At 38.9% G+C, this 24,768-nt stretch carries 14 protein-coding genes, 2 pseudogenes and 1 riboswitch; of the genes and pseudogenes, 8 read left to right on the forward strand and 8 right to left on the reverse strand.

The genetic code is table 11. From position 1 onward, the window contains the following. Positions 1-13: 13 nt before the first annotated feature. From EGC80_RS11440 to EGC80_RS11455, 4 genes are all read right to left on the reverse strand, one after another. Entirely contained in the window at positions 14-2,473 is a 2,460-nt protein-coding gene (locus EGC80_RS11440; RefSeq protein WP_124013331.1) for a molybdopterin-dependent oxidoreductase, read from the reverse strand. A gap of 14 nt (positions 2,474-2,487) precedes the next feature. After that, positions 2,488-4,467 (reverse strand): MtrB/PioB family decaheme-associated outer membrane protein, encoded by a 1,980-nt coding sequence (locus EGC80_RS11445; RefSeq protein ID WP_124013332.1) that lies wholly within the window; start codon positions 4,465-4,467, stop codon positions 2,488-2,490. Between the two features lie 17 nt (positions 4,468-4,484). Further along, positions 4,485-5,423, reverse strand: a complete 939-nt coding sequence (locus tag EGC80_RS11450) for a DmsE family decaheme c-type cytochrome (protein WP_124013333.1) — start codon at positions 5,421-5,423, stop codon at positions 4,485-4,487. 540 nt (positions 5,424-5,963) lie between these two features. Further along, entirely contained in the window at positions 5,964-6,551 is a 588-nt protein-coding gene (locus EGC80_RS11455) for a hypothetical protein (protein WP_124013334.1), read from the reverse strand. Positions 6,552-6,956: 405 nt separating this feature from the next. Between EGC80_RS11455 and EGC80_RS11460 the strand changes: the two genes are divergently transcribed. The 3 genes and pseudogenes from EGC80_RS11460 to EGC80_RS11470 form a co-directional block, all read left to right on the forward strand. Beyond that, positions 6,957-7,745 (forward strand): cytochrome C assembly family protein, encoded by a 789-nt coding sequence (locus EGC80_RS11460; protein WP_124013335.1) that lies wholly within the window; start codon positions 6,957-6,959, stop codon positions 7,743-7,745. 788 nt (positions 7,746-8,533) lie between these two features. After that, positions 8,534-9,727, forward strand: a pseudogene (locus EGC80_RS11465) (IS4 family transposase); the annotation flags it as partial. Positions 9,728-9,803: 76 nt separating this feature from the next. Beyond that, positions 9,804-10,148: pseudogene (locus tag EGC80_RS11470) on the forward strand (transposase); the annotation flags it as partial. Between the two features lie 30 nt (positions 10,149-10,178). Here EGC80_RS11470 and EGC80_RS11475 read toward each other — a convergent pair. Beyond that, positions 10,179-11,338 (reverse strand): IS3 family transposase gene (locus EGC80_RS11475; RefSeq protein ID WP_407695556.1). Its coding sequence is split into 2 segments (ribosomal slippage): positions 10,179-11,065 and positions 11,065-11,338, totalling 1,161 coding nucleotides; the frame shifts between segments, so codons are not numbered across the junction. 62 nt (positions 11,339-11,400) lie between these two features. Further along, on the reverse strand, positions 11,401-15,774 hold the full coding sequence (locus EGC80_RS11480; RefSeq protein ID WP_124013337.1) for a bifunctional diguanylate cyclase/phosphodiesterase: 4,374 nt from the start codon (positions 15,772-15,774) through the stop codon (positions 11,401-11,403). A 1,214-nt stretch (positions 15,775-16,988) separates the two neighbouring features. Beyond that, a riboswitch (cyclic di-GMP riboswitch) is annotated at positions 16,989-17,064 on the forward strand. Positions 17,065-17,185: 121 nt separating this feature from the next. Here EGC80_RS11480 and EGC80_RS11485 point away from each other — a divergent pair. From EGC80_RS11485 to EGC80_RS11505, 5 genes are all read left to right on the forward strand, one after another. After that, positions 17,186-17,902: a fimbrial biogenesis chaperone gene (locus EGC80_RS11485; protein ID WP_124013338.1), complete on the forward strand. Its 717-nt coding sequence runs from the start codon at positions 17,186-17,188 to the stop codon at positions 17,900-17,902. Further along, a complete protein-coding gene (locus EGC80_RS11490; RefSeq protein ID WP_233768493.1) occupies positions 17,859-18,302 on the forward strand; it encodes a hypothetical protein in 444 nt (147 codons plus the stop codon). The genes EGC80_RS11485 and EGC80_RS11490 overlap by 44 nt, the downstream gene beginning before the upstream one ends. A 62-nt stretch (positions 18,303-18,364) precedes the next feature. Then, a complete protein-coding gene (locus EGC80_RS11495) occupies positions 18,365-18,829 on the forward strand; it encodes a hypothetical protein (protein WP_124013339.1) in 465 nt (154 codons plus the stop codon). A gap of 483 nt (positions 18,830-19,312) precedes the next feature. After that, positions 19,313-22,036 (forward strand): fimbria/pilus outer membrane usher protein, encoded by a 2,724-nt coding sequence (locus tag EGC80_RS11500; protein WP_233768494.1) that lies wholly within the window; start codon positions 19,313-19,315, stop codon positions 22,034-22,036. A 48-nt stretch (positions 22,037-22,084) separates the two neighbouring features. After that, positions 22,085-22,507: a hypothetical protein gene (locus EGC80_RS11505; protein WP_124013340.1), complete on the forward strand. Its 423-nt coding sequence runs from the start codon at positions 22,085-22,087 to the stop codon at positions 22,505-22,507. A 212-nt stretch (positions 22,508-22,719) separates the two neighbouring features. Here EGC80_RS11505 and EGC80_RS11510 read toward each other — a convergent pair whose 3' ends face one another. After that, a complete protein-coding gene (locus tag EGC80_RS11510) occupies positions 22,720-24,036 on the reverse strand; it encodes a type II toxin-antitoxin system HipA family toxin (RefSeq protein ID WP_124013341.1) in 1,317 nt (438 codons plus the stop codon). Next, a complete protein-coding gene (locus tag EGC80_RS11515) occupies positions 24,030-24,353 on the reverse strand; it encodes a helix-turn-helix transcriptional regulator (protein ID WP_124013342.1) in 324 nt (107 codons plus the stop codon). The genes EGC80_RS11510 and EGC80_RS11515 overlap by 7 nt, the downstream gene beginning before the upstream one ends. Between the last annotated feature and the right edge of the window lie 415 nt (positions 24,354-24,768).

Below are 24,768 nucleotides of genomic sequence, written 5' to 3' on the forward strand. Positions count from 1 at the left end.
TGTAATATCCTCCTCATGCCTTATAAATTCGGACGCGATTTGAATTAACACCGGTCCCTTTTGCAACAGTGCTAGTCATTGTGTGTGAAGTTAGACTATTGAAGTTGCCACCAATATCTAAATCACCAACCGGAGTGAATTTAAAACCCTGCCCATATGAAATAACGCCTGGCATTACTCGTTGAGTAACTCTTGCTTCGACTTGTATTTTGCCAAAAGATGATTCGATGACAATCTGATCGCCATCTTTAAATCCAGAGGCATCAGACGGATTTACCCATGCAGCTCTTCGCATAGCATCTTTAAGCCACTGAGAATTAGTATACCCAGAGTGTACGTTCGATTTTGCATGGAAATTTACTAATTGGAGAGGATAATTACTCACTAAATCAGAATCTTCATACCCACCAGGGACAACCATATACTTAGCTATTGGGTTAATGTAATCAGTACTCCGCCAATAATCTGGTATTTGATTCTTTTCAGCTAGTTCTCTAAGTTTGTGCGAATATATATCAATTTTTCCAGATGCAGTATTAAGCAACCCGCCATTAGTGACGTACTCATACATAGCACAATGCCTTATTGCAGAGGACTCAGAATCATCACATGGATTAGCAAATTTAAAAATTTGCTTTTCCTGCATTTCTGATAATGTCGAAGGTAATTCAGGGTGAAACATTCTTAATACTTGATACCCATGTTCGAGCACTTGGGTCGGAGTCATTCCCATGCTGAACTCTGATTCAATGCCTAAAACTTTTGCGATTCCCTCACATATTTCCCATGTTGACTTAGTATCACCAATTCTTGGAATTCCAGTAGTTGCTATAACAAAAGGCATCGAACCTGACTGTAGATTTGACCAAGGTAAATCAGTCTGCTCATACCATGTCATTTCTGGCAAGACATAATCACTGTACATAGCGGTTGAAGACATGTGGTTTTCAATATTTATAATCAGTTCTACATTCGTCTGATCTTTTAATTCTTTTGCTATCTTAAATGTGTCTCCTTGTTGACCTAGATGATTACCCCCTCGCACCCAAGCACATTTAATATTAGCACCAAGTTTCCCATCTCCACGGCTATCGATCTCATCCGGTGGTAGGATAATATCATCCTTAATCACAGTCATATTCTCGCCATCAAGAATTGCACGAGGCCATGCTGCCATTCTTACTTTTGCATTTTTTTCATTAGCTGGCACTGACGGCAAAACGAAAAATGCATTAGTCGTTGCAATCTCAGAAAACGCCATATCACCATTAGTTGTACCACGCTTACCTACAGCACCTACCATTAGCGAAAGTGTACTAATTGCTCGGATATTATCCTCACCATTAAGCTGTCTCTGGATACTCCAACCAGCTATCACAAAGGGGGCTTTTGCTTGGGCTAATCGATTAGCTACTTCACGAATAGTTTCGGCTGGAACACCTGTAATTTTAGAGCCCCATTCAGGTGTCTTAGCAATGCCATCTTTAATACCAAGAATATGTGCCTCATAGCACTCTTCGTAAGGTACCGCTGGAAGCGTTAACGATGGATTATGAGGATCTGGCATTTCTGGTTCAGCCCAAAAACCGTAGCACTTCTCTTTTAAAAAAGAAGTATCAACCTGATCAGTGCTTATTAAATGATGAGCCATAGCCTCACAAAGAGCTGCATCCGTTCCTGGTCTGACAAAATAATGACTCTCTTCTCTCCCTAGCATGGAGTCAGTATACCTAGGGTCAAAGCAGATTACTGGAGTGTCACCTTTCACGTGCTGCCATTCAAAACCGTAACCAGCACCACTAGCTCCAGTCTCTAAGGGATTAAAGCCAAAAAATAAATATAAATCACTAAATTTTGACTCCACGATAGAAGAATATGGTCTTGTCCCATACATATACGGCATTATTTTTTCAACTTGGCTGAAGCTCATCGAGCTGAATAAGCCTGTATATCCTCCCATTACATTCAATAAATTATTAATAGGTGTAGGAGAATGGATAGCACCCAGTGATGATCCTGCAAGATTAAAGACAGATCTTGAACCGTAAGTGTCGTATATATTCTTTAGCTTAACTCCAATTTCTGAAAATGCCTGGTCCCAACTAATCTGTTCAAACTGGCCACTTCCCCTTTCACCAATACGTTTTAGGGGATGTAGAATTCTATCTGGATTATAAATCTTTTGTTTTGCTGAGTGTCCTCGGGCGCAAGGACGTTGCTGGCGAATTACAAACCCATCCTCTGAGTCGATAGTAGTTGTTTCTGGTGTAACTTTTGTGATGATGCCATCAACGGTAGTAATAACTAGTGGGCAAGTTGCTTTGCAATTTACATTACAACTTGACATTGTGGTTACTTCTTCAGGCGCTAACTCTTTGACCTCTTCACTATCTTCTGAAGTTGTATTACAAGCAGTTATACTGCTGAGAGCTGCGATGCTAGCGCTTACTTTTAGAAAATCACGTCTTTCCATTTTAATCACCTTCTTTAAAACATGCAGTTAATGCTCATCATTAACAGATGTGCGTTGTAGTTATGGTTCTGCTCACCTAATGTTGTGAGCCTTGTTATTTCATCAATGCCAACAAGACCATCATCTGCATCGTAATAACGCTCATAACGATAGCTAAGCTTCAGTCCTACATCTGCATTTAATGCATAACTGCCATATAACTCTATGCTGTGCCTATAATCGTAGTAGTCACCATAGTCACTATCATCAATTGCTGTATTACTCTCTGAATTTGCAAATAAATAGTCAGCTCCAACTGTCAGATCATCCGACCATATCCAGCTAACTCCAGCACCTAAATTAATGAACGTATCTTCAACATGTCCCAGCCAATTTGAATAATTATCAAAACTGGAACCTGACATATCCGAGTTAATCCACTGCTGACTTGCAAGAGCATATAAATGCAACTTGTTACTTGGATTAATACCTAGAGTAATGTCATATCTATAATCTTCAGCTTCAGAAAGACCTAAATCTGTATTCTGATATTTGTCTCTGGAATAACTTCCATTAATACCAATGTTCAGCCAATAAAGAGGATTATGGTTAATATTTAACTCCACGCCACTACGCTCACGATCAGCCAAATAATACTTTCTTAACAGAGGATTTTCTTGGGGAGCCGTTATTCGAGATGAATCATAGAGAGATCCCCCTCTATTTTCATATATCCCTTTAATACTGAATTTCAATTTATCTATTGCATGAATAGTAATTTTTGACCAAAATTTATTTTCTCGATTTATTTCGCGTTCTAAATAATTTCGTTCAGTTTCTTTAAAATCATAGCCAGAACTTAGTCTATACTGGCTACTAAATCTGTAACTTGTCTGTAATGAACCACCCGTCCGAGAAATATCAAGTGGTACATTCATCTTAAAAGCACCACTAATATTGTCCCACTCTAACTGAGCGAAATTATCTACGGAACTCTGATTATCACGGTCACTAAAACTAAATTTACCATTCACTCGCCATCGAGCATTAAGAAGACTACTAAACCCTATACGAACATCACGGGTATCGACTTGCCCATCCCAATTGACTAGAGGATTTCCAGCCATAGGGATCAGTCTTGAATCTTGGATCATACGCCCAGCACTGATCGTGCCATTTAGAGCTGTATTCAAAAATACGGACTGCCCACTAAGAGATATGATATGCGCACTATTATCAGGAGTTGCCGCATAAATATCCTCATTGTAGATTAGTGAAAGATTATCTATATCGTCCCGATAAAAACTACCATTATATTGCAGAGTACTTGACCAGGTATTGCCATTATAAGTAATACCTGCGTGGACCTCTTCGGTACTGGAACTGATAGGTTCAACAAAATTTACAACACCAATAGCATCGACGAAACTAGCTTCTTTATTACCAGATTGTTTTTCGTAGCTGTAATCTAAGAAAGCTTTATAGTCCTGATATAAATACTCAAAACCAGCACCAACTTTTTCTCTTTCTTTTATAATCGAAGTGTTAAAAATGCTATTAGCCGCTTTATCTATAACATTATTGCTAATAAAAAATGGACTTTGAACTTTTCTACCGTAAGTAGTCTGCAAACGGTAATCGATATTAGTTTTAAACTCGTCAGTTTTGTTTACCTGAAGATGAAAACGACTGCTATCTAAACCTAAATTGTGGGCATTGACTTTAGTATCTAGCCCATCACTACTTCGCAGCCTCATATCACCACTCACTGCGCCTACTAAGCCATTACGATCTTTCCCAAACTCATTACCGCTGTATGCATCATCACTGTTAATTAAACCCAAACCTATTGAGACTTGCCCATTCAAAGAAGGATGCTCAATACAACGATTACATTGGTATTTATTAGTATCGACTTGAGTAGTATTAGCATTGTCAATACCAAAGTCAGCAGCTAGTAGTGGATCAGAAATTACTATTAACATCGTAGTAATAATATTTAATTTAAAATACATATGACTTACCTCAACTATCAATGACTAAAATTGCTACCTGCAGGATGATTAGAACCATGAATCTGGCTATGACAATTGAGACAACTTCTGCCACTGCCAAATGCATCTATACCAGGTTTATTAGTGATTCGACTCGCATGCCCATCATCCATGTGGCACTGTTGACATAATAGCGGAGCTCTTTGTTTTAAAAGGTTATCATTAACGCTGCCATGTGGGTTGTGGCAACTAGTACAATCTTCAGTCACAGGTGCATGTTCCCACAGAAATGGGCCACGTTTATCCGCATGGCAGCTGTAACATGTAGTGTTTATACTTGTTGTGTTTAAAGATTTTTCGTTATTAGAACCGTGAGGATCATGACAATCAATGCAACTCATATCTCCCCACTTTAATGGATGAGAAGAACGCATATTCATATCCGCTTTTTCCTGCAGATGACAGCTACTACATAAATCATTAGTACCTTCGAGGCTTAAAGCTGGATCGCTAGATGTGTGGATTTCATGGCAAGAAACACAGGTGACTTGTTCCAAATTATGCATACTGCTATGCCAGCCGTTCCCCTTATCACTTTCATGACAACCTAGACAAATACTATTTTGGCTATCAGAAGAAAGTTTACTCTCGGACCCGAAACTAATCATAGGCTCTTTCCCCCCCCGATTATGCTTGCCAAGAGGGCCGTGACACGACTCGCATTGCAACCCCGCCATAGGAGATCTACTGTTATCCAATAATCCATGCGTAGAACTAAAGATTGCCATCACTTTTGTATCTTTTTTATGACACATTAAGCATGAATCGGCCCCCTTTGATGAATACTTTCCTTCAACAAACTTGGTCTTTAATTGTGATTCTAACTGCTCAGCACTCAATTCATTCCATGGTGAAGCATGCACAATTGGAATTACGAAAAGGGTAAAAATCATTATAAATCTAAAAAGTATTTTCATAACTTAGTCCGGCATATTTACTTTGATGAGCATATGTTACTAAGTTATGAAATTGTGTCACGCAACTAGTTTACAATTGTTATGCGAAACTTCACGAAATTAGTATTATAATATTGAGTAGTTTACTGAGAGTTAAGGTGGATATGAAATGTAATCAATATTGTTCTATTTAGGTTTCAATAAATGTAATAATGGCTACGTAAATCAATAATAACTTTGTTAGTATTTTTGATTTAATATTGTACTAAGATTAATAAAGTGTTTTTACTATCGAAAAGTGGGAGAGAGGAGATGTTTAAAGTAATATTTTAGTAGTGTATCAGCTATCGATTTTATTTTATTTTGATAGTGTATAAGACTAGCTCTATAATTTGAATAGGGCAATAATTTAATAATTATACAAATAATATAATAGATATTACGCATGATGCTAAGCCTACTTTTGAAAATAGATCAATAATATAACACCATACGATTACAAAGTTTTCAGTTATAACATTATTGGAGACTACCTAATTACATTATAATTTTGTAAAAATCCTACATGTCAACTCCACCGCCCATCAAAACATTTAACTCTGCTAAAGCGGCAGATTCCTCAGTTGTTAGTGTTTCCATTTTTGTGCAACGAGGGTCAACTTTCTGTATAGCCCTAGTCATAACATGTGTTAAAGGTAGTGGGTCACATCCATGCCCTGTTTCACAAACAAAATCCCATTGAGGGTCTGCTTTGATATGGCATGCAAAACAGTTCCCTCCAAATTTATTTTTAACATCTACAAAGCCTCTGGTTAAGATTTTTGATCCTTTTGAAGAGACATCAAGTTCAAAGAACTCCCAGTCATTAGTTACTGGGCTAAACCCTTTATCACGCTTAACCATGACTTCAGTTGGGACTAACTGTATAATACTACCTACAGGATACATTTCTCCCAAAGGGTTATTTGCCGCTTTAACAGTTAATTGTAATTCTTCTGCCCCTATAATATTATCGACATAAAAGTGTCTAATAGGCACCATATCCCTAATACAGCGGAAGTCAGGAATAACAGTCGAAATATCTCCTGCAAGTGCTTGACTACATGTTAATAGCATAATACATAGGATAGAGGCGTTTACCAATCTCATTTTTCATAGCTCCACGTCATTGTCAGATATTAATCTAGGTTTCTTGCTGACATTGAATTATTAAGAAGTACATTATTTATAAAAATCCCATAGCTGGAACATATTTATGACATTAAGATTAGATTCTATAATTCATTATGTAAACATGATAATTAATTAATTTAGTAAAGTTAGAACTGTAACGTAAGAAATGTAAACTTGTTTCATTTCTATGGCCAGAAAAAGTGGTATTATTTAGTTCACGATACAAAGATAGTTGCTATAAACTATATTTTTAACCAGTAGTTAACTATTGAGTTTGTGATTTTGGCATTGTAACTTATTAATGTTACGTGCTTTTTATTGGCATGCATGTGTCTTATTTTGTATATAAAAATCACTATAAACTTAAAAGGGTTATATTCGATGGTATTTTTTTGTTATTTTGCAATTTTCTTTTACTGCCTTGCGTTTATATTAGTATCTGTTCGACTAATGCATCCCAATGGCCCCAACCGTTTAGCTGTGAGTATTTCAGCTGCAATTGCGGTCATATTACATGCATGTATCTTAGGTCACGTTATATTTACAGCGGATGGGCAAAATTTCAGCCTTACCAATGTTATTTCTTTGGTCATGTGGATAATAACATTCATTTTTACCATACTTATATTTAGACTAAGACTCATGATGGTTGTGCCAGTAGTTTATGCTTGCTCAGTAATGTCTGTCGTATTGCTTTGTTTAGTCCCGCCAGCCTACATTACACACTTTGATTTACATCCTAAGATCTTTGCTCACGTAATTATGTCACTGATGAGCTACAGCACATTATTGATCGCTGCACTATATGCAATTCAATTATCAGCTATTCAGAATAAACTTAAAAATAAAGAATTTATTCGAAGCACTATCACTCCACCACTATTAACCGTGGAAAAAAAGCTTTATCACTTAGTGATTACCGGATTTATGCTACTTAGCATAGCTATTGCAACTGGATTTATATTTTTAGAAAATAATTTTTCTAATGGTACTGGTCATAAAGCAGTTTTATCTATTATTGCTTGGCTTGTTTATGCTGCAATGTTATTACAGCATAAGACTATTGGTTGTAAAATACGTACAGAGTTGATTTATACTTTAACCGGTGCTTTAATATTAACTATTGCCTATTTTGGTGCACGCACAGTTAAAGAACTAATTATAGGTTAATTCAACAATGTATTGTATCTCCGCAGGATAAATAACTTCGAACGTTGGGTTTCTTCTTATATTTTTGTTCTGGCAGTGCTATGCCGCAGTTTGTAGTGGCACACTGAATTTGGCCATTTAGTAAGAAGTATAGACTTTACTTATAACAATTTAGGATCTCTGTAAATTCATAGCAATTAAATGATACTGGTTCTGACTTCAGTTATATTAAAGCGCTTTCTCTGCTGATACGACGAGTGAAGGATTAAAGACTGATAGATATTTGACTGTTTATGCATAATTAGCTGCATAAGCTGAATTATACACGAGTTTGTCATGCGCAAAGCACGTAGTTTAAGCTATAAAACTCACTGAAAATGCACTTTAATAACTATTAAAGAGCACTTTTAGAGCAGAAGCGATAAGATTGTACATAATCATGATGAACTCTATCAATATCAGTTTAAGCTGCTGATGGTAAATAAAAAGTGTTTATAAGTCTCAGGCCTTCCCACATATATATATTAGAATGACTCTAAAATCGTGGCTAATTTAACTTGACCACTACAATGACAGCTGCAACTGTCAGAAATAGCATATTAAAAAAAAAGGATGAGTTATTTTATTCGTTTGGCGTGGATCATCGATGTGATTAAAGTGCTCGGAGAAGCCAGAAAGACTCATGTAATAATCTATAAAAAAGAGTATAAGATCACAACAGTATTAACGCTGACTCTTCTACACAAGTATAAAAAATATTGAACTTCTGGGGTGAACTGTGATCAGATCAAGTAACTTCAATTACTTAGATAAAAGCCATGTCAATATTCAACCCTGAACAATGGGCCAAAGATCATTTCCAACATGCCAATTTAGGCGACCCGCGAAGAACAGAACGATTGGTCGACATTTCAGCCGCTATGGCAAGTCATAGTGGTAAATCGATGGCTGTGTCCTGCAAGGGAGATGACGCCGCGCTTGAAGGGGCTTATCGGTTCATTCGCAATGATAATGTGTCGGCTGATGTGATGCGAGCGGCAGGGTTTGCCCATACCGCATTGCTAGCCAAAGAGACCCCAGAAATCTTGGCACTTGAGGATACAACGTCCCTGAGTTATAAGCACCAAGTGGCAGAAAGCCTAGGAAAACTGGGCAAAAAAACAGATAAATCACGTGGGTGGTGGGTGCACTCCACCTTATTACTCGATAGCAAGACCACCCGTACGTTAGGGCTCATTCATCAAGATTGGTGGTGCCGTCCTGACGATATCAGTGATGCTGATGAAAAAGAGAGTGGTAAATGGCCCGATGCCTCCTATTTCTGCCGTCAACGCTTAGGCGATACCATGGCGAACGTCATTTCAGTCTGTGATCGAGAAGCCGATATTTTAAATTATATAGTAGATAAACAATCACATAGAGAAAGGTTCGTGGTGAGGGCTAAACATCCACGTAAAATAGAAGAGTCTGAATTAACGCTATTTGACTACCTAGATACACAGGCTGTCATAGGGGGTTACTCGTTAGATATTCCCCAAAAAGGATTGAAAAAACCCAATGGCCAGCGAGTAAATCGCCCTAGCAGGCAAGCGCAATTATCGGTCAAGGTTGCGAGCATCACACTTAAAGGCAAAGTCACCACACAAAGCATTAATGTGGTGTTGGCCCAAGAAACTAATACCGCAGCAGAGAGTGAGCCATTACGCTGGGTATTGTTAACCACTGAGCCGGTTGACACCTTGGCTAACACCCTAAAAATCATCAATATCTACGCCGCAAGATGGCGGGTGGAAGATTTCCATAAAGCGTGGAAAACGGGTGCTGGAGCGGAAAGGCAGCGGATGACTGAGGCAGATAATTTAGAACGAGCCGTATCAATCTTGGCCTTTGTAGGGGTAAGATTACTGCAACTAAGGGAAGCATTAACGTTACCTTTTTATCTGCGTAAACAAGGACTTCAAGAAGAGGCTACTGCGGTTGAAAGTGAGTCATGTGGTGCAGTGCCCCCTGTGTCAGGATTGTTGTCATCCCTTAAAATCATCCAATAATTAAATAGAGGGGGCGGTCAATGAGAGCTCAATGGCACGATATTCATCTGAACGTAAAAAAGCAGTTTTAAAGAAGTTATTGCCTCCCCACAATATGACCGTCATGGAAGTGGCACGTAGTGAAGGGATCGCCTACCAAACCCTGTATCATTGGCGCGATAAAGCTAAAAAAGAGGGTCGCCCAGTGCCAGGTAAAAAATTGACCAGTAATGATTGGTCGGCCGAAGCTAAGTTTGCCGTTCTCATTGAAACAGCGCCAATGTCTGAAGCTGAAGTAAGCCAATATTGCCGAGAAAATGGTTTGTTTCGAGAACAAGTTCAGCAGTGGAAACAAGATTGTTTAGGGGGCTTTACGACAAGTGAAGTTCAAGCCAAAATGTAATGGTCAAGTATTTCTGGAGAGATTTTAAGCCGCTTTTTTTAACTCATTATATTTCTGATGTGGCGTCTTATAATCTATTGCCGAATGTCTGCGTTTGTAATTGTAGAACTGAATATATTGCTCAACCACGCTCACTACTGCGCTGTGATTGGTAAAAGCTAAACGGTTTAATCTTTCAGTCTTTAAACTCCTAAAAAATCGTTCCATCACCGCATTATCCCAACAATTTCCTCTACGACTCATACTTTGTTCAATGCCTAAGTGCTTTAGCTTTTCTCTGAACACCTTAGCTGAGTACTGACAACCCTGGTCTGAGTGAAACATCAACTCCTGTGTATTTGGCCTCTGACGTTGTATCGCGTTATTTAATGCCGCTGTCGCTAACGCTGCATTGGGTTGGCTTGATAAGGCATACCCAACGATTTCTTTGGTCCCTAAATCAAGTACACAGGCTAAATAACTCCACCCCTGATGTGATTTTATATAGGTAATATCACCCACCCAATGGGTATTATAAGTCGTAGGGTTAAACTGTCGTCTAAGCAAATTAGGTGCGTAAACTTGCTCCTCACCTTGATTTGGATAGTAATGCTTTTTCTTTGGCTTAATCGCTATTAATCCCAATTTTTTCATTACGCTAGCTATGGCGTAAACCCCAACCTTACAATTTAAATCTAATAAATCAGCCTGTATTCGACGTTTGCCATACGTCGAGTGTGACTCAGAGAAAGCTTGCTCTATCAATTGTATCTGAGCCTGTTTTTCAACGCTTTTTGGGATCGGTTTGTAATAGAGACTACTACAACTGATCTCGAATACTCGGCATAATTCACTCATTTTAAAGCCTGGGTTTGCTTTCTTTACTTCGCGCATCATTTTAAGTTTTGATTGTCTCGAATGAAGAAAGCTGCAGCCTTTTTTAAGATATCATTATCCCTCATGGCTTGTTTTAGTTGGGCTTCTAGAAGCTGTATTCTTCGTTGTTCTTCAGTTAATGCTTTGACATTTTTCGGTGTTTTACCGGCTAATTCAGCCTGGTACTGCACTTTCCATCTAGACACCGCAGATTTACCTGCACCTGACATATCTTCAATTTGCTTGTTCGTGTAACCCTGTTCGACCATCAGCTTGGCATATTCTAATTTTTGAAGAGGGCTGACAGTGATTTTAGTTTTTCTAATCATAATAAATACCTTTAAGATTTTGCTTATTTTAAGCTATAAATCTCTACAGTTTCATTAGACCATTACAGACAGGGTAAGTAGTGCTGTAAAAAAATTTCTAACTTGTCCGTAGGTAATGGTTTTGAGAAGAAGTATCCTTGTAGTTCGTCACACAAGCTTTTATGAAGTAAGGTTGCCTGGGGTTTCGTTTCGATACCTTCGGCTATCACTTTTAAGCCTAATTGGTGGGCTAATGCAATGATGGCACGGGTAATAGCCGCATCTTTTTGATCAGTTACTAATTCACGAATAAATGATTTATCAATCTTAAGTTTGTCTATAGGTAAGCGTTTTAAGTAGCTCAAACTTGAATAACCCGTACCAAAGTCGTCGATTGCGATACTAATGCCTAGCTGTTTAAGATGTTGTAACTTGTATACGACTTCTTCAATATTTGCTAGTAATAACGACTCTGTCAACTCTAGCTCGAACCATTTCGGTGCTAGTTTTACCCTTTTTAGCGTCTCTTCTAGTTGTTCTACAAAATCTTCTTGTTCAAATTGTAGGGATGACAAATTCACTGCCATAATGAGTTTAACCAGCCCTCGCTCTTGTAATGAACGATTATAGGAGGCGGCCTGTTCGATTACCCACTGGCCTATCTCAACAATTAACCCCATTTCTTCTGCTATCGGAATAAATTCGTCGGGGCCAATAAGACCTAAATCTGGTTGGCGCCAGCGCAATAAGGCTTCTAAGCCAATCAAACGGCCACTGCCTGCTTCTACTTGTGGCTGGTAATACAATTCAAATTCTTGATTTACAATAGCCTGTTTTAACATAACTCTTAGATTCTGTCGTTTGTTCAGCGATGTTTCCATCTCCTCGTTGTACCACTGTACATTATTGCTCCCAAGTTGCTTTGCCTGATACATAGCCAGACCAGCCTGTTTAACCAGTTTCATTGGCTCATATATGTCATCATCAGAAATACTGATACTGATACCGATGCTCGCTGTTAGTTGCAACTCCTGTCCATTTATATTGAGCGGTGTTGATACCATGGTTAACATGCGTTCTGCTGCTGCGTTAAGCTGATTAATATCTTTATGATCGGCCATCAATAAAACAAGTTCGTCCCCGCCCATACTGGCTAGCGTATCGTCTGAGCGAATTTGGCTATTGATCCGAGTACTTATTTGATGAATAACGTCATCACGATTTAAATGACCTAGGTTGTCATCCATCAAATGAAACCCATCCAAGTCAATGCAAAGTATCGCTACTTTCTGATTGTGCCTGGCACTACTCTTAAGACTTTTTAATAATCGGTCCCTTAATAGGTTTCGATTAGGTAAACCGGTTAGGAGATCATGAGAGGCGTTAAATGCCAACTCCTGTTTGAATTTTATCTGTTCCGTTATATCTGTTTGAATACCAACGTAATGTGTTATTACACCGACGTCATTAGGGACCGGAGATAAAAATAAGTTATTCCAGAATACGCGACCATCTTTACGATAATTCTTGAGTATAACTCTAGTCTCTTGTTTTGATTGGATAGCAGACCGAATTTGTCTAATCGCCAACGGGTCACGTTCTTTACCTTGCAAAAACTGGCAGTCTCTTCCTACCGACTCTTCCAGGCTATATCCTGTAAGCTTTTCAAAAGCATTATTAACGTAGACAATCGGTTTGTCTGACTTCGTAATTTCGGTTATGGCCACGCCATTAGAGCTAGCATCAACAGCCCTTTTGAATAATCTAAGTTGTTTTTCTGTTTGTAAGCGCTGCGTGATATCTTTGCCTATGCCTATCACACCTGTGATTTTCCCACCAATCAAGGTGGGTATTATCGTAATTTGTAATTCATGTTGTCTACCAGAACGGCTAAGAATACTAGTGTCAAAGCTCATAGATTCACCCGATAAAGTGCGGGCAAAGTATTGTGACACCTCTCCGAGTTTTTCATTGAAGATAACTTGGTTAAAATGCATGCGTTTTAACTCGGGTAACGGCAATTCCAACAAGTTACAACCTAGCTTATTCATATTGGTGAAATAGCCTTGATCATCCAAAATAAAAACAGAATCAGGATTCAACTGACATAGCGAACGAAAGCGTTGTTCGCTCTCAATTAGTAATTGTTTTTGTAACGATCGCTCTATAGCATTCGCGGTAAAATGACAGCAGATTGTCATTAGCTCTAACTCTTGTGAACTCGGGGCTCGGGCACTTTTGCAATAGAGCGCAAAGGTACCTAAAATATTTCCGTTATCTAATAATATCGGCATAGACCAGCTGGCATGTAATTTTTCGGTTAACACAACGTCTGCGTATGAAGGCCTCTTAGGGTCGGTGGCAATATCTTCAATAATAATCACACTCTTTCGAAAAGCTGCCGAACCGCAAGAACCTGAATTATTGGCAATAGGTACGTCAGCTAGGGCTGAATGATAATTTTGACTAAACGAAGGAGCAGAAGCAATTTCTAGGTGTTGTTCTACCTTGAGCATTACACAGGCTTTAACAGCTGAATTATTTTCCTCAGCCATTAAGCAGATTTGCTTTAATATTTTAACGACAGGCGCCTCAACAGAGATGAGTTGTAAGATATATTGTTGAGCCTGCTGAAAACGTTCCGCTTTAACAAGGTCACTGATATCTCTTGCGACACCATACATTGTTTGAAGACCTGGCTCATAGCGAGCAGACCACATCAAGTGCACTACATTACCGTCCTTCCTTATGTATCTATTCCGGAAGTGTTTGGTCTTTTGACCGCTAGTTATTGTCTCAGCTTCATGTCCGGTCATGCCACGATCATCGGGGTGAACAAAATCCATGAACATGCGACCGTTAAGTTCTTTTGCAGGATAGCCTAGCACCCAAAAGCTCGAGTTACTCACTTCTACAAATTTACCATCAGTATCAATAATGCATAAAAGATCTGCCGAGTTCTCCATAATCTGTAGATGGTGAGTTTGGAATTTGTGTTGTAACGTAAGGCTATTTCGTAATTTTGTATAGCCTGCTAGTAAACGCTTTTGCTGCCATTGTATTTTATTTTGATATTGATGAGATAATAGAGCTAGAAAGCATGCTAACCATCCAGTCATTAAAACAACCTCAGAGACTTGCATTACATAATTTAGCTCAATGTCAAAATCTCGGTAAAGCTCTAGGTCCCAGTTTATAACACTTAGAGAGTTAACATCATACGCCCCTAGTCGAAAATATTTTTGTTGTGAGTCAAGCTGGTTAAACAATAATTTCTCTTTTTTTTCATAAGCTAACGTAATAGCATAACCTGTTGGAACTATAAAAGGTATAGTTGACTGCATGACTTGTTTGAAGTTTATGCCAGCAATAATGGTGGACAGATCGAACGCATTTGGTTGGGACAGTTGCACTCTGACAAAGGTATAATCTATTTCATCGTTATAGTAAAAGCTGATATCTTCAGGGGCTCTCGAATTAGCTCTCGTAGACAATAAAGGATACTCAGAAACTAGATATCTGTCATACCATTGCTTGATAGCTTTACTTTGAGCAGCGGAATAATACACATTACCAATATTGTCCAAGACAGCAATATAATCGAAATAATTAAAATCACGTAAATATGTATTCAAATCCAAACTTAGTTGTTGTGGCTGGTAGGTAACATTTGATAATGAGAGACGATCCCCTAGTCGCGCCATTAATCCTTTTTGCCTATCTAAAAGTTGTTCAGTTTGTTGCTGAAACTTTAATATTGTTTGATTTACTATTTTCTGATTACTAACTTCTAATTGGTGCATGAAATTCAACCAGAGCAATATGGTAGAAACCGTGAGTAACACAGCTAGCCAACTCCCGAAACTGCGGCTATGTTCTACTATGTTGAAACATAAAATCGATGGAACCGTAAATCCTGCTATAGAAGAAAAGAGAATAAAAATTGCAATATTGATTGACTGAGGAGGACTCACCCCAAATTGCAGATTCCCCAAGGTACTACTATTAGTCAACAGTAAAGCCAACATTAATGATGCTAAAATAGCGAAGCTTACCTGACTTAACCAATTCCAAACAAAGTGAGTTTTCTTAAACCTACCAGTCAAACCCAAAATAAGAAGTATCCAACTGACCAACTGCAGATAAGGCATGCTGAAATTTAGTATTGAATTACTCGATACGAAAGGCAAACTTAAAAACAATATTATGAGCATAATACTAAGATTAGACACTAAAAGTGCAGTATTTTTTCGAATGATTGCAATCAGTGATAAAGCGGTGCAAGCCAGTAATAGTATTGCATTAAGAGGTAAGGTAACGTTATAGATATCTTCATTGGGAGCAAGTAGTGTTCTCAACAAAGCAAAAAAACTTCCAACAGATAAAAAAGCTAAACTACTAAGAAAAATACTGGAACAGACCACTTTTCTAAGATTATTCTTTAACCAAGTTCTCATAAATCCCTCAAAAATTTCTATATTAAAGCGAACAAGGCAGTCTTAGTAAAAGACTTTTTTTAGGTGTTTCATGTATAGCTATTATTGTAATTTATAAGATATTCTGTCCAAAAGAATAATTTTTTTAAAGCCTACGTGTAGCCAGGGCGACCGCATGAGTGCTTAATAATTCACCTATGTGATGAAGGTGGACTCGATTGCATTAATCCGCGCTTGTTTTCAGCTTAACGGCCGTACAATTATTGAATGTTTATCGGACAATTTGTGAGTAAAAAACGTTCATGCGGTTGCCCTGTACGTGCCGCTTTTCCTACACAATGACTTTTATCTAAACTTGTCATTTATAGCTTTAATCTTAATCGAACCGGACTCAGCTGCTTTAAAACCAACATGTGAAGCGTTAGGTGTGTTAAAATCATCCCTTCTTGATTTAGTCATAACTGTCACCATTTGATAAATTTATGCGGATCAATTGCAGTCTATTTGGAGACTATATTTATACTATAGTTTCAGAGTGGACTTGTATAGCATAGCTATCCACATAAATAGAGTGGTAAAGTTAACTACTACCGGGATCGTCATATCTTATATAAGAGCGAAAGGAAGAGTATCCAAAATTAAACTTTAGGTATTAAATAAATTCAGCAGTACTCGAGAATATAATGTGAATAAAAATGGATTATACTTTAAAGTTGATGTAAGAATGAAAGCTGGGTTAGAGGTATTGTGATAAATCGACTTCAGTCAGAAATTGCCCTTAAAAAAGAGGTAAGAGCAAAACGAGTGAGGGTGATACTAATCAATTTTAAAGGTTAAATTTGGCAAATGATTCTCATACAATTGCCTCTGCTCTTTGCTCCAACATTCTAAGTGCTGATTTATGTCAAAATGAATAGTTGACTAATCAGGGATTAATAAGAGCAACTGAAGACACATTAGCCCAGATACTTACAGCCTTAAGAAAGTTAAGTTATATAATTAGCAAATATTAAGTTAGACAATAGTTATATGGAACATAGTCAATGTAGTGAACTTACATTGTGAAAGGTATGGTCTTTCTGTGGATTAAAAATTTACAACGACTCCAGCGATAATTCATACTTTAAGCTCTCATATACGAACATTTGTTATTTCTTCTTGAATATGTTAATACTATATAACGGTAAAACATTATTGTAGTTAAGTGGTTGGATCTCAGATAATATCTTAATAGAAATAATTAATCGCAAATCTAGAGAAATCTAGAGACGCAAAACTACAGGGCCTGTAAAATGGCAGCCAGCTGCAAAAAGTGTTTAGACACTTTTGTTTTTGCGCTAATTTTTATATATGGTCCTCTTACGAAGGCCTTTTTTTTTGCCTGAATTCCATTCTTCATGTTGAAAAAAAGAATAAGGACGTCACTCATCACATGAAAAAATACCTGCAACTTTTTACCGCACTATTTTTATTCGCTTATTCGATCAGCGGCTACAGTGCCTTTATGGTCACTCAGACTAGTTTTGGTGTAGATCTTGACCACCCAGTAACCAAAGACACTACTCTAATCAATCAGAGCAATAAACCCGTCCGGGTAAGAATAGATTTTGCAAAACCGCAATGGGCTAAAGATAAGTACTATCTTGGCGACCAGCTTGTGGCCTATCCTAAAATTGTAGTTATTCCACCGCAGGGTAAGGTAAAAGTGAAGGTAGCACCCCGGATAAAAAAAGAGTTACAAGATGGAGAGTATGTAGCGCTATTGGTATTTAAGGAGCTGCCGTCGCGCAAGAGTGCCGACCAAGTAACCATGTTGATGAATATCGGGGTGCCCTACTTCGGTAGAAAAGGCAAGCTTAAAACCGAAATGGATTTTGACAATTTACAAATAGCGAAAATAGAGAATGGCTATCAGATACAGGCCGAGGCACAGAATAATGGCAATTTTTCCTATCCGCTTAATATTGTTGCTAAGTTTTACCTGAACAAGAAATTACTCAAAGAAGAAAGCTTGAAACAGGGGTTCTATCGCGAGCATCTGGTAGAACTAAGAAAATCAATAGTCATGAAGAAAAATGCCGATTATGTGGAGATTGTTTTTGCCAATGAAAAAATTAATTTTTACCAAGAGTTCAGCTTTATTCTCTGAGATAAATAAAGCTGTTTTTATTCTGCTATTTTTATCAATTTTTCCAACTTTATTAAGGGCCGCTGAACCAATATCTTTATCGCTTGGTGTTAGCGCTATCGACTTTGGCGATGTCTATATGGATAGCGATGTGGACAACGTTGTAGTGGATTTTACAGTCAAGGCCGAAAATGGCTATGACTATACGGTAAAGATAAGCAATGACGACAGCAGTGGTGCCTTACAGTTTTCCCGCACCGCTAGCGGTGGATATACAACAGGCAGCATCACCTATATAGCGGCGGCCACAGGGAATAACCAGGCCCATGAATTTTATACAGACCTCGACACAGCGAATATGAGCAGCGACCTTTCCGCTACCATCACAGTGCTCGTGGCCTACAACGATATCGCCGAATAAGCTTCTGTTTTTGAAAGAGGAGGTTTGTTCATTTTAAAGCAAACTAAGAGAGAGGTAACAAAATGAAAAAATTATTATTAGCAACATCAATAGTGGTAATGTCATCAACGGCAATAGCTGCAAATACATCTCAATTGCTAGATACCGCGGTGACAGATACTTTAACAGTTACCGCTAAGTATGTAACGCCCATAGCTGTAGAGCTAGATACAACAGCAATCGACTTTGGAGATGTTTGGACTGATTCAGTTATTCCGACTGTGTCAGTTGTCGCTACAGTAACGGGTGAGGCTGATGAAACATTCACATATTCAGTTACAGGTGATGCCATAGTCTTACTGACTGGTGACATTGCTGGTACAGCGACCGCTTTTGTTACGTCAGGAACAACACAAGCGCTTACTTTTAATGTTGGTCTAGATACATCAGGAGCTACGACAGGTACAACTGTCAATGAGATTGTTACAGTATCTGTTATCTATGATGCCATTGCAGATACAGACACTACACGAGAACCAGTAGTTTAATCATTATTCTGGCAGCCTGAAGGCTGCCTTTTCTAATCTGGCAGTAATACTATGAATAATATTTTCTTACAACTGTTTATCTATTCGAAGTCGGTTTTTTCGCTTGAGATTGTCGAGACCGAAAATGTCAAACAAAAAGATCTCTTCCTTTATAACGGCAGCAGACTGAGGTTTACCCTTAAGTAAGGGGGTCCTGTTTCTGTAAAACAAAAACGAGTCAATATTGACATTAAATTAAACGGTGCGGTTTATCTTACATAAGAGCCAACATTTCAGGCCTTCGGGTTCGAAATCCTATTACTACACTGGACAAATACGAGGAAGAATTTTGCTATCAACTTCTCGTTACTAAGGGAAAATAATGTCAACGGTCAATATAAAAAACTAATCAAATACTAAATTGACTATAGCGATTGAGTCGTTAATCCTGCAACACTCTGGTTAACATAATGCTAACAAAAGAGAATTCTTTTAAAATTATATATGGGTGATCTCCTTTGCAAAAATTATCCTATAAGATCTCTGCTTTATACCGTTTTACCTCTCCCATACAATTTATTGCAGCTAAAAATAATTTTGGTTGAACTTCCTTATCGCATCAACCTATTTATATTTGCCATTAAAAAAATGGCGATAATCTTGATAAGCCCTGTGCTAATTATCATAAGCAGCCTGCTTTTTTTTAATCCCACTTTTGCTGTCGCGCAGAATGAGTATTTTGACAATATGATCACCCTCAAGGTGGGTCGATACCTGGAGCAGGACTTCTATGAGGTAAAGAGCGATTTTGACGGAGGCATCTATATCGACATCAGAGATTTTCTGGCGCTTACCGAGCTAAACCAATATAGCCGACTTTCCATAGAAGCCGGAAATATAAATTTGTTTATGGCGGGTAGTCTCTTTAACGATACAAACGAAAGACACATCCAAAAAGCGCTAAAAAACCTCAAAAGCATAACGATAGATGACCGCGTCTATCTGGATAAACAGGCCATCAGTGAACTGTTTCCCCTGAAGAAGGTAAATTGGTTGGCGGAGAGTTACACTCTGGAAATATTACCGGATTTTAACCTACCGCTGGACTACCGGGTTGCTGCACAAAGAAGAAAGTGGGAAATCGAAGAGAACAAAAACAATCAGCAAAGTGCGCGACTGACAGATCTGTTTATGCGGGAGGACAGGATGGCAGTCAACCTCGGTATGCTTAAGTTACGATATGATATTGATGATATAACGAATAATTTTGAAAATGGATCTGAAAATAATAAGGGAGACGTAGAGATAGAGTATAGCTCGCAGCTACTTTACGGCGATTTAAATATCAGGCAGAACCTCTACGCCACCGGAGAACTTGAATATATAAGCCTGAAATATCCCTACCTTTTAAAGGACAAGACGGTTGCTCTCGGGGATAATTTTATACAAGGCAATGATATTCTCGGATATGACAGTAAGATCCGCGGGATATCTGTCAGTGAGAATGGTTATACGGTCAATCGTTCAGGCAGGGACGTTACCATCAGGGGGGAAGCACCAAAAAATGCAATGGTCGAAATCTATCAAAACGGTAAGGTTGCCGATTATCAGCGTATCGAGAGAAGTGAGTATGAGTTCACTCTTAAGATGAGAAGTAACAACGATGAGTTTAGGATAAAGGTATATGACCGAAACGGTGTATTACTAGAAGAGAGAAGTGTCAATGTGATGCAGGGCCGTGGTTTCCTTACTAGGGGGAAATGGGACTACAATTTTTTCTACGGACAAAATCCGCAAGGAGACAGTAACGCCTGGGATGATCGCAAATATGGTATTGCCTACGGGCTAACAAACAACCTCAGTTATTCCTTAGACTATTACGATACGCGCGATGAAGACACGCTCTATCGTTATGTAAAGCAACAGGCTGGATACCGTTTTTCTAATTTATTTATCCCCTTAGTGACTCACCTTTCCTATTATGATTCACTTGCAGATAGGAGTGAGGGATACATTAGCGAGTGGGAAAGTGAGATCTTTTCCCATAAATTATCATACCGCTATGAGAATTATAGCCACCTATTGGCTGAAGATGAAAGCAAGGACCTTTACCAGGAAGCGGAGATAAGCGGAGATTATGGAAGAAGCGATTATTTTTTCAGATTTTCAAATAAAAATTATCGAGATAGAACTCAGAATAAATATGATACCGGATTAAGCTATGATATTAGCAACTCTATACGCATGGATCTAGATCTTGGCAGGAGCGTGATAAAAGAAGCTGATCGGCAAGCTAACTATACAGGAAAGATAGCCGTTAATTATGCCCGGAACGATTTCACCTATAACGTAGAAGCAGCTTATAATGATGGACGCCATGCCCGCTGGCGTTATAGCGCCAGGCTGAGAAAGAGGCTTAGTAGGAACAATAAATATTCTTACAACATTGAGGTTAATTATAATACAAATGATCTTTTTAACCTGACAATAGGTTTTGAATATAAATTTGACGTTTTTTTAAAAATCGACTACGACTACAAAAGCGAAAGGGATGACATACACCGGGTGGGAGCAAGCTACGAAACCGTTCTCAATATGAAAAAACCCTTTATGCCCAATAATGCCAGAAATCCAGATAATAGTTACCTAGAGGGGATCGTGTTTATCGATAAAAATGGTAACGGCAAAAAAGAGAGGGGCGAAGAGCCGCTTGCTGGCGTTGGCGTCAGCATAGGTCAAAGCCAAGTAAAAACAACTCAAGAAGGTACTTTTTATCTTAGCGATATTTCACCCTATAGAAGTCACAAACTTGTTTATGATTATTCAGACATTATGCTAGATCCTACACTGAGGGTGAATGCGACTCAAGGTATGGTACTGATCCCAGCATCGGGTAAAAAAATAGCAGTGGGACTGGTGCCCTTATCTTTGATAATGGGCTCTATCTCCCTACCTGGAACAGATACTAAAATAAGTAAGAAATTTTTTAGTTATGTTGAGATAGTCGTGACAAAAGACGGTACCTATTATAAAAACATCAAACCGGAATACGATGGATTCTTTGTAGTTCAGGACTTAACGCCAGGTGAATATTCTTTAACGATAAATCATTTGGGCAGTGAAAATATTAAGCTTCAAAAAGAGTTTTTTGATGTAAGGGTACTCTCCGGAGAGACAGGTGGTTTCTATGAGGGTGTTGATTTTGTGGTCTCTGAAATAAAAAAATAAGGCGACAACTCCCTTGAAAAACACCGTCAGTCAGATAACATTGCGCTTGTGTCAACCGACGACCTGTATAAGCAGCTGGAGAGCGCGCGGCGTTTTGTGTGGTCGTTGAGTGTTAAAAATGACGATCCGGCGGAGCAACTTATTGTGTTCGGCGGTGATTGTCATCAAACACCTGCCCGAATTTTGATTGAAGATATTGATAACGAATCTTTTGTTAGGTTATGGCCAAAAGAAATAAAAGCGCCACTGAAGAATATTGATTATGAGGCGCTAATGCTGGAACCGGGCGATGGTGCGGTAAGTAAGCAATCATTATTGGCCAAAACCTCGCTGGATCCGCTGCAGCCAAGACACCAATACAGTTACTTCCCGTTGCAATACGCGGTCATGATTTGCGAGCAACATAGCCGGTTGCCGGGCAATATTACTTTTCAGGATAATTTGCTGCATATTTTGCTGACAAAAGACTAGAGAATGATGGCGAGCGGTAACGAGGGATGGCAAGCGATGACAAGCGGTAGCGAGCAAAAAAGCCTAGAGCGCTTCGCTGCTAGGACGCTACGCGGCTAGAGGCTATAAGATCAATAGCCTAGTCGCGCAGCGACTCAATCTTAGCAGCGCAGCTGTCCCTAGCAGGACGCAGTCACGCCCTAGATCCTAGCAGGACGCAGTCCGTCCTATTGCTAAATTTCCAGACGCAAATTTGTGTTTATTTCATTTATGAGTGTTTTTGGAACATCCCACGCTTCGGCAAGATTACGCCAACTTGATACATGCTCGATAGTTTCATCAAGGATGTCGTCAATCTTTCTTTTGCTAAAGAGTGGGCTTAGTTTTTCTAAGCTGTAGAAATCAGAACGACTAAAATTATCTCTTTTCCCATTTAAGCTCATCCAGTGGCTATTGACCCATTTGCTGCCGGGCTTATAGCTGTATGCAAGATCATAAGCTGGAGCAAGTGACCATTTGTCATTTTTTAGAATAAAGGCGACGTTTTTTGAGTGATCGTCATGATTTCGGGCAATTATGTTAAAGGTCATGCGTTTTAGTAGTTGTTCAGCTTCAGGTGCAGAGAGTTTTAACTGTCTGGCTATACCAAGTAATTCAGCATAAGAGAATGAGCCAGGCTTTTTATAGTCCACGTGTGCTATGCCATTAAGCGTTTGTACGTGTACCTTTTTATTTTTCATTCGATCAAATCGTTGAGTAATAAAATGTCTTCGATTGCCTTCTTGAAGCAAGCGACATGGCATCATATCGACACTGCACTTTTTAGCTATTAAGTGATAGACAAACTCCATAGCCCCATAGCCAAGAGGGTCGCCAAAGGTTTCTTGGTTTTTATTATGTTCACTTACGCCATCAAATTTTATTAGGTAATGAGTAAAACCATCAGGGACGGTGGCCTGGCCAGAACGAACCTGAGTAAAATCCTCATTGAAGGCCAATACCGCTTTGGGTCTGGCTCCTCCTGCGCTCATGCCTACAGAGAGTAAAGACATCATTGCTTCTCGTTCTTCTTGGCCATGTTGTTTTAACTCAACGTCGTAATGGCCACGGGAATCCAAGATTTCTTGTGCGATCGATACTAGCGACTTGATTTCTACTTGCTGCGAAGCATTGAGACTGCGTAATTGTGTTGCTGGCGCATACTCCAATGCTCCCATGCCTCGCTTACCAGTATATTGAAGCCGTTGCAGTGGTGTGATGTCATTTGGTGAACGACCTTGCCCAGCAACCCATGCGTTGAGAACTGCATTACCAAAGTCGTCGGGTAATGAATCTGCAATTAGTCCGGGTAGCCCTTTGAACGTATTGAAATCTAGTTCAGGGAAGCTATAAATGCGCTTAGATAATGGCATTTTGATAGGAGACAGTTCGATTCCTTTTTTCACAAAGCTAGGGTCATATTCAAATGCGCCCATGCCTTTGTCGGTATCAAAACTCACCGCACCAACCTCATGTTCTTGGTATATGATCTTGATGACTTCCATTACCATTCGGGCGTTTCCTCATCTGCGTCGCGGCGTTGTCCAGATGCTCTTTGCCTTTTCTTTCCTTGTAATTTAGCCAATTGTAAAGGGGAAATTTCTTGTTTAGGAAGAAATCGGTCTATCTGATCTGTCAGATCTAGTGCCATCATAATGGCGATCAAAATCTCTAGTTGTACTTTACCTTTTTCAGCATTCAGTACCGTTTTACGTGCTACACCAGAAAGAACGGCGACCTCTGATTGAGTGAGATCTCGATTAAGACGCGCTTGCTTCAAGCGCACACCGATCTCTTCAGCAAAAGCTGATGCGGTCATGTTGCTCATTTTTAAAGTCCTTAAATGGTTACCTTAAATGAAATAAATCCACCTAATGTATTTAATTTAGGACTTTAAGTTTACCTTGTCAATGCTACTATTGATGACTCTTGTTAATGTGCAAAAATGGTTACATTATGTAGTGAATAATAGATTTAAGTAACCAAAACTGGATATTGTGTAGGCGCCTGTAATAGGGGCTGGTGGGCAGGGCAAGAGTATGAAAACTCACCTGCCAAATATAATCGTTTCAAGGTAGTGGGGATTGCGCTTGGCTTTCATTTGTTTTGTTCCATGGCGGACATTCAAAGTTCACTTTTAAGTATTAATAACACGGAACTAAATCGGTCATTTAGTACACCCGATCCGGCTCATAGTGCCGTCATTAATTAATTGCGCCTCTTTTTGCCACACTTATCTGCAC

This window comes from Shewanella psychromarinicola, from assembly GCF_003855155.1.
Classification (GTDB): Bacteria; Pseudomonadota; Gammaproteobacteria; order Enterobacterales; family Shewanellaceae; genus Shewanella; species Shewanella psychromarinicola.

Bases quoted from the DNA above. Each gene is read 5' to 3' on its own strand.
- EGC80_RS11490 (WP_233768493.1), top strand. From the start codon at position 17,859: ATGAAAAAATTAATTTTTACCAAGAGTTCAGCTTTATTCTCTGAGATA.
- EGC80_RS11455 (WP_124013334.1), bottom strand. From the start codon at position 6,551: ATGAGATTGGTAAACGCCTCTATCCTATGTATTATGCTATTAACATGT.
- EGC80_RS11485 (WP_124013338.1), top strand. From the start codon at position 17,186: ATGAAAAAATACCTGCAACTTTTTACCGCACTATTTTTATTCGCTTAT.
- EGC80_RS11500 (WP_233768494.1), top strand. From the start codon at position 19,313: ATGGGTGATCTCCTTTGCAAAAATTATCCTATAAGATCTCTGCTTTAT.
- EGC80_RS11515 (WP_124013342.1), bottom strand. From the start codon at position 24,353: ATGAGCAACATGACCGCATCAGCTTTTGCTGAAGAGATCGGTGTGCGC.
- EGC80_RS11510 (WP_124013341.1), bottom strand. From the start codon at position 24,036: ATGGTAATGGAAGTCATCAAGATCATATACCAAGAACATGAGGTTGGT.
- EGC80_RS11440 (WP_124013331.1), bottom strand. From the start codon at position 2,473: ATGGAAAGACGTGATTTTCTAAAAGTAAGCGCTAGCATCGCAGCTCTC.
- EGC80_RS11445 (WP_124013332.1), bottom strand. From the start codon at position 4,467: ATGTATTTTAAATTAAATATTATTACTACGATGTTAATAGTAATTTCT.
- EGC80_RS11480 (WP_124013337.1), bottom strand. From the start codon at position 15,774: ATGAGAACTTGGTTAAAGAATAATCTTAGAAAAGTGGTCTGTTCCAGT.
- EGC80_RS11450 (WP_124013333.1), bottom strand. From the start codon at position 5,423: ATGAAAATACTTTTTAGATTTATAATGATTTTTACCCTTTTCGTAATT.
- EGC80_RS11495 (WP_124013339.1), top strand. From the start codon at position 18,365: ATGAAAAAATTATTATTAGCAACATCAATAGTGGTAATGTCATCAACG.
- EGC80_RS11460 (WP_124013335.1), top strand. From the start codon at position 6,957: ATGGTATTTTTTTGTTATTTTGCAATTTTCTTTTACTGCCTTGCGTTT.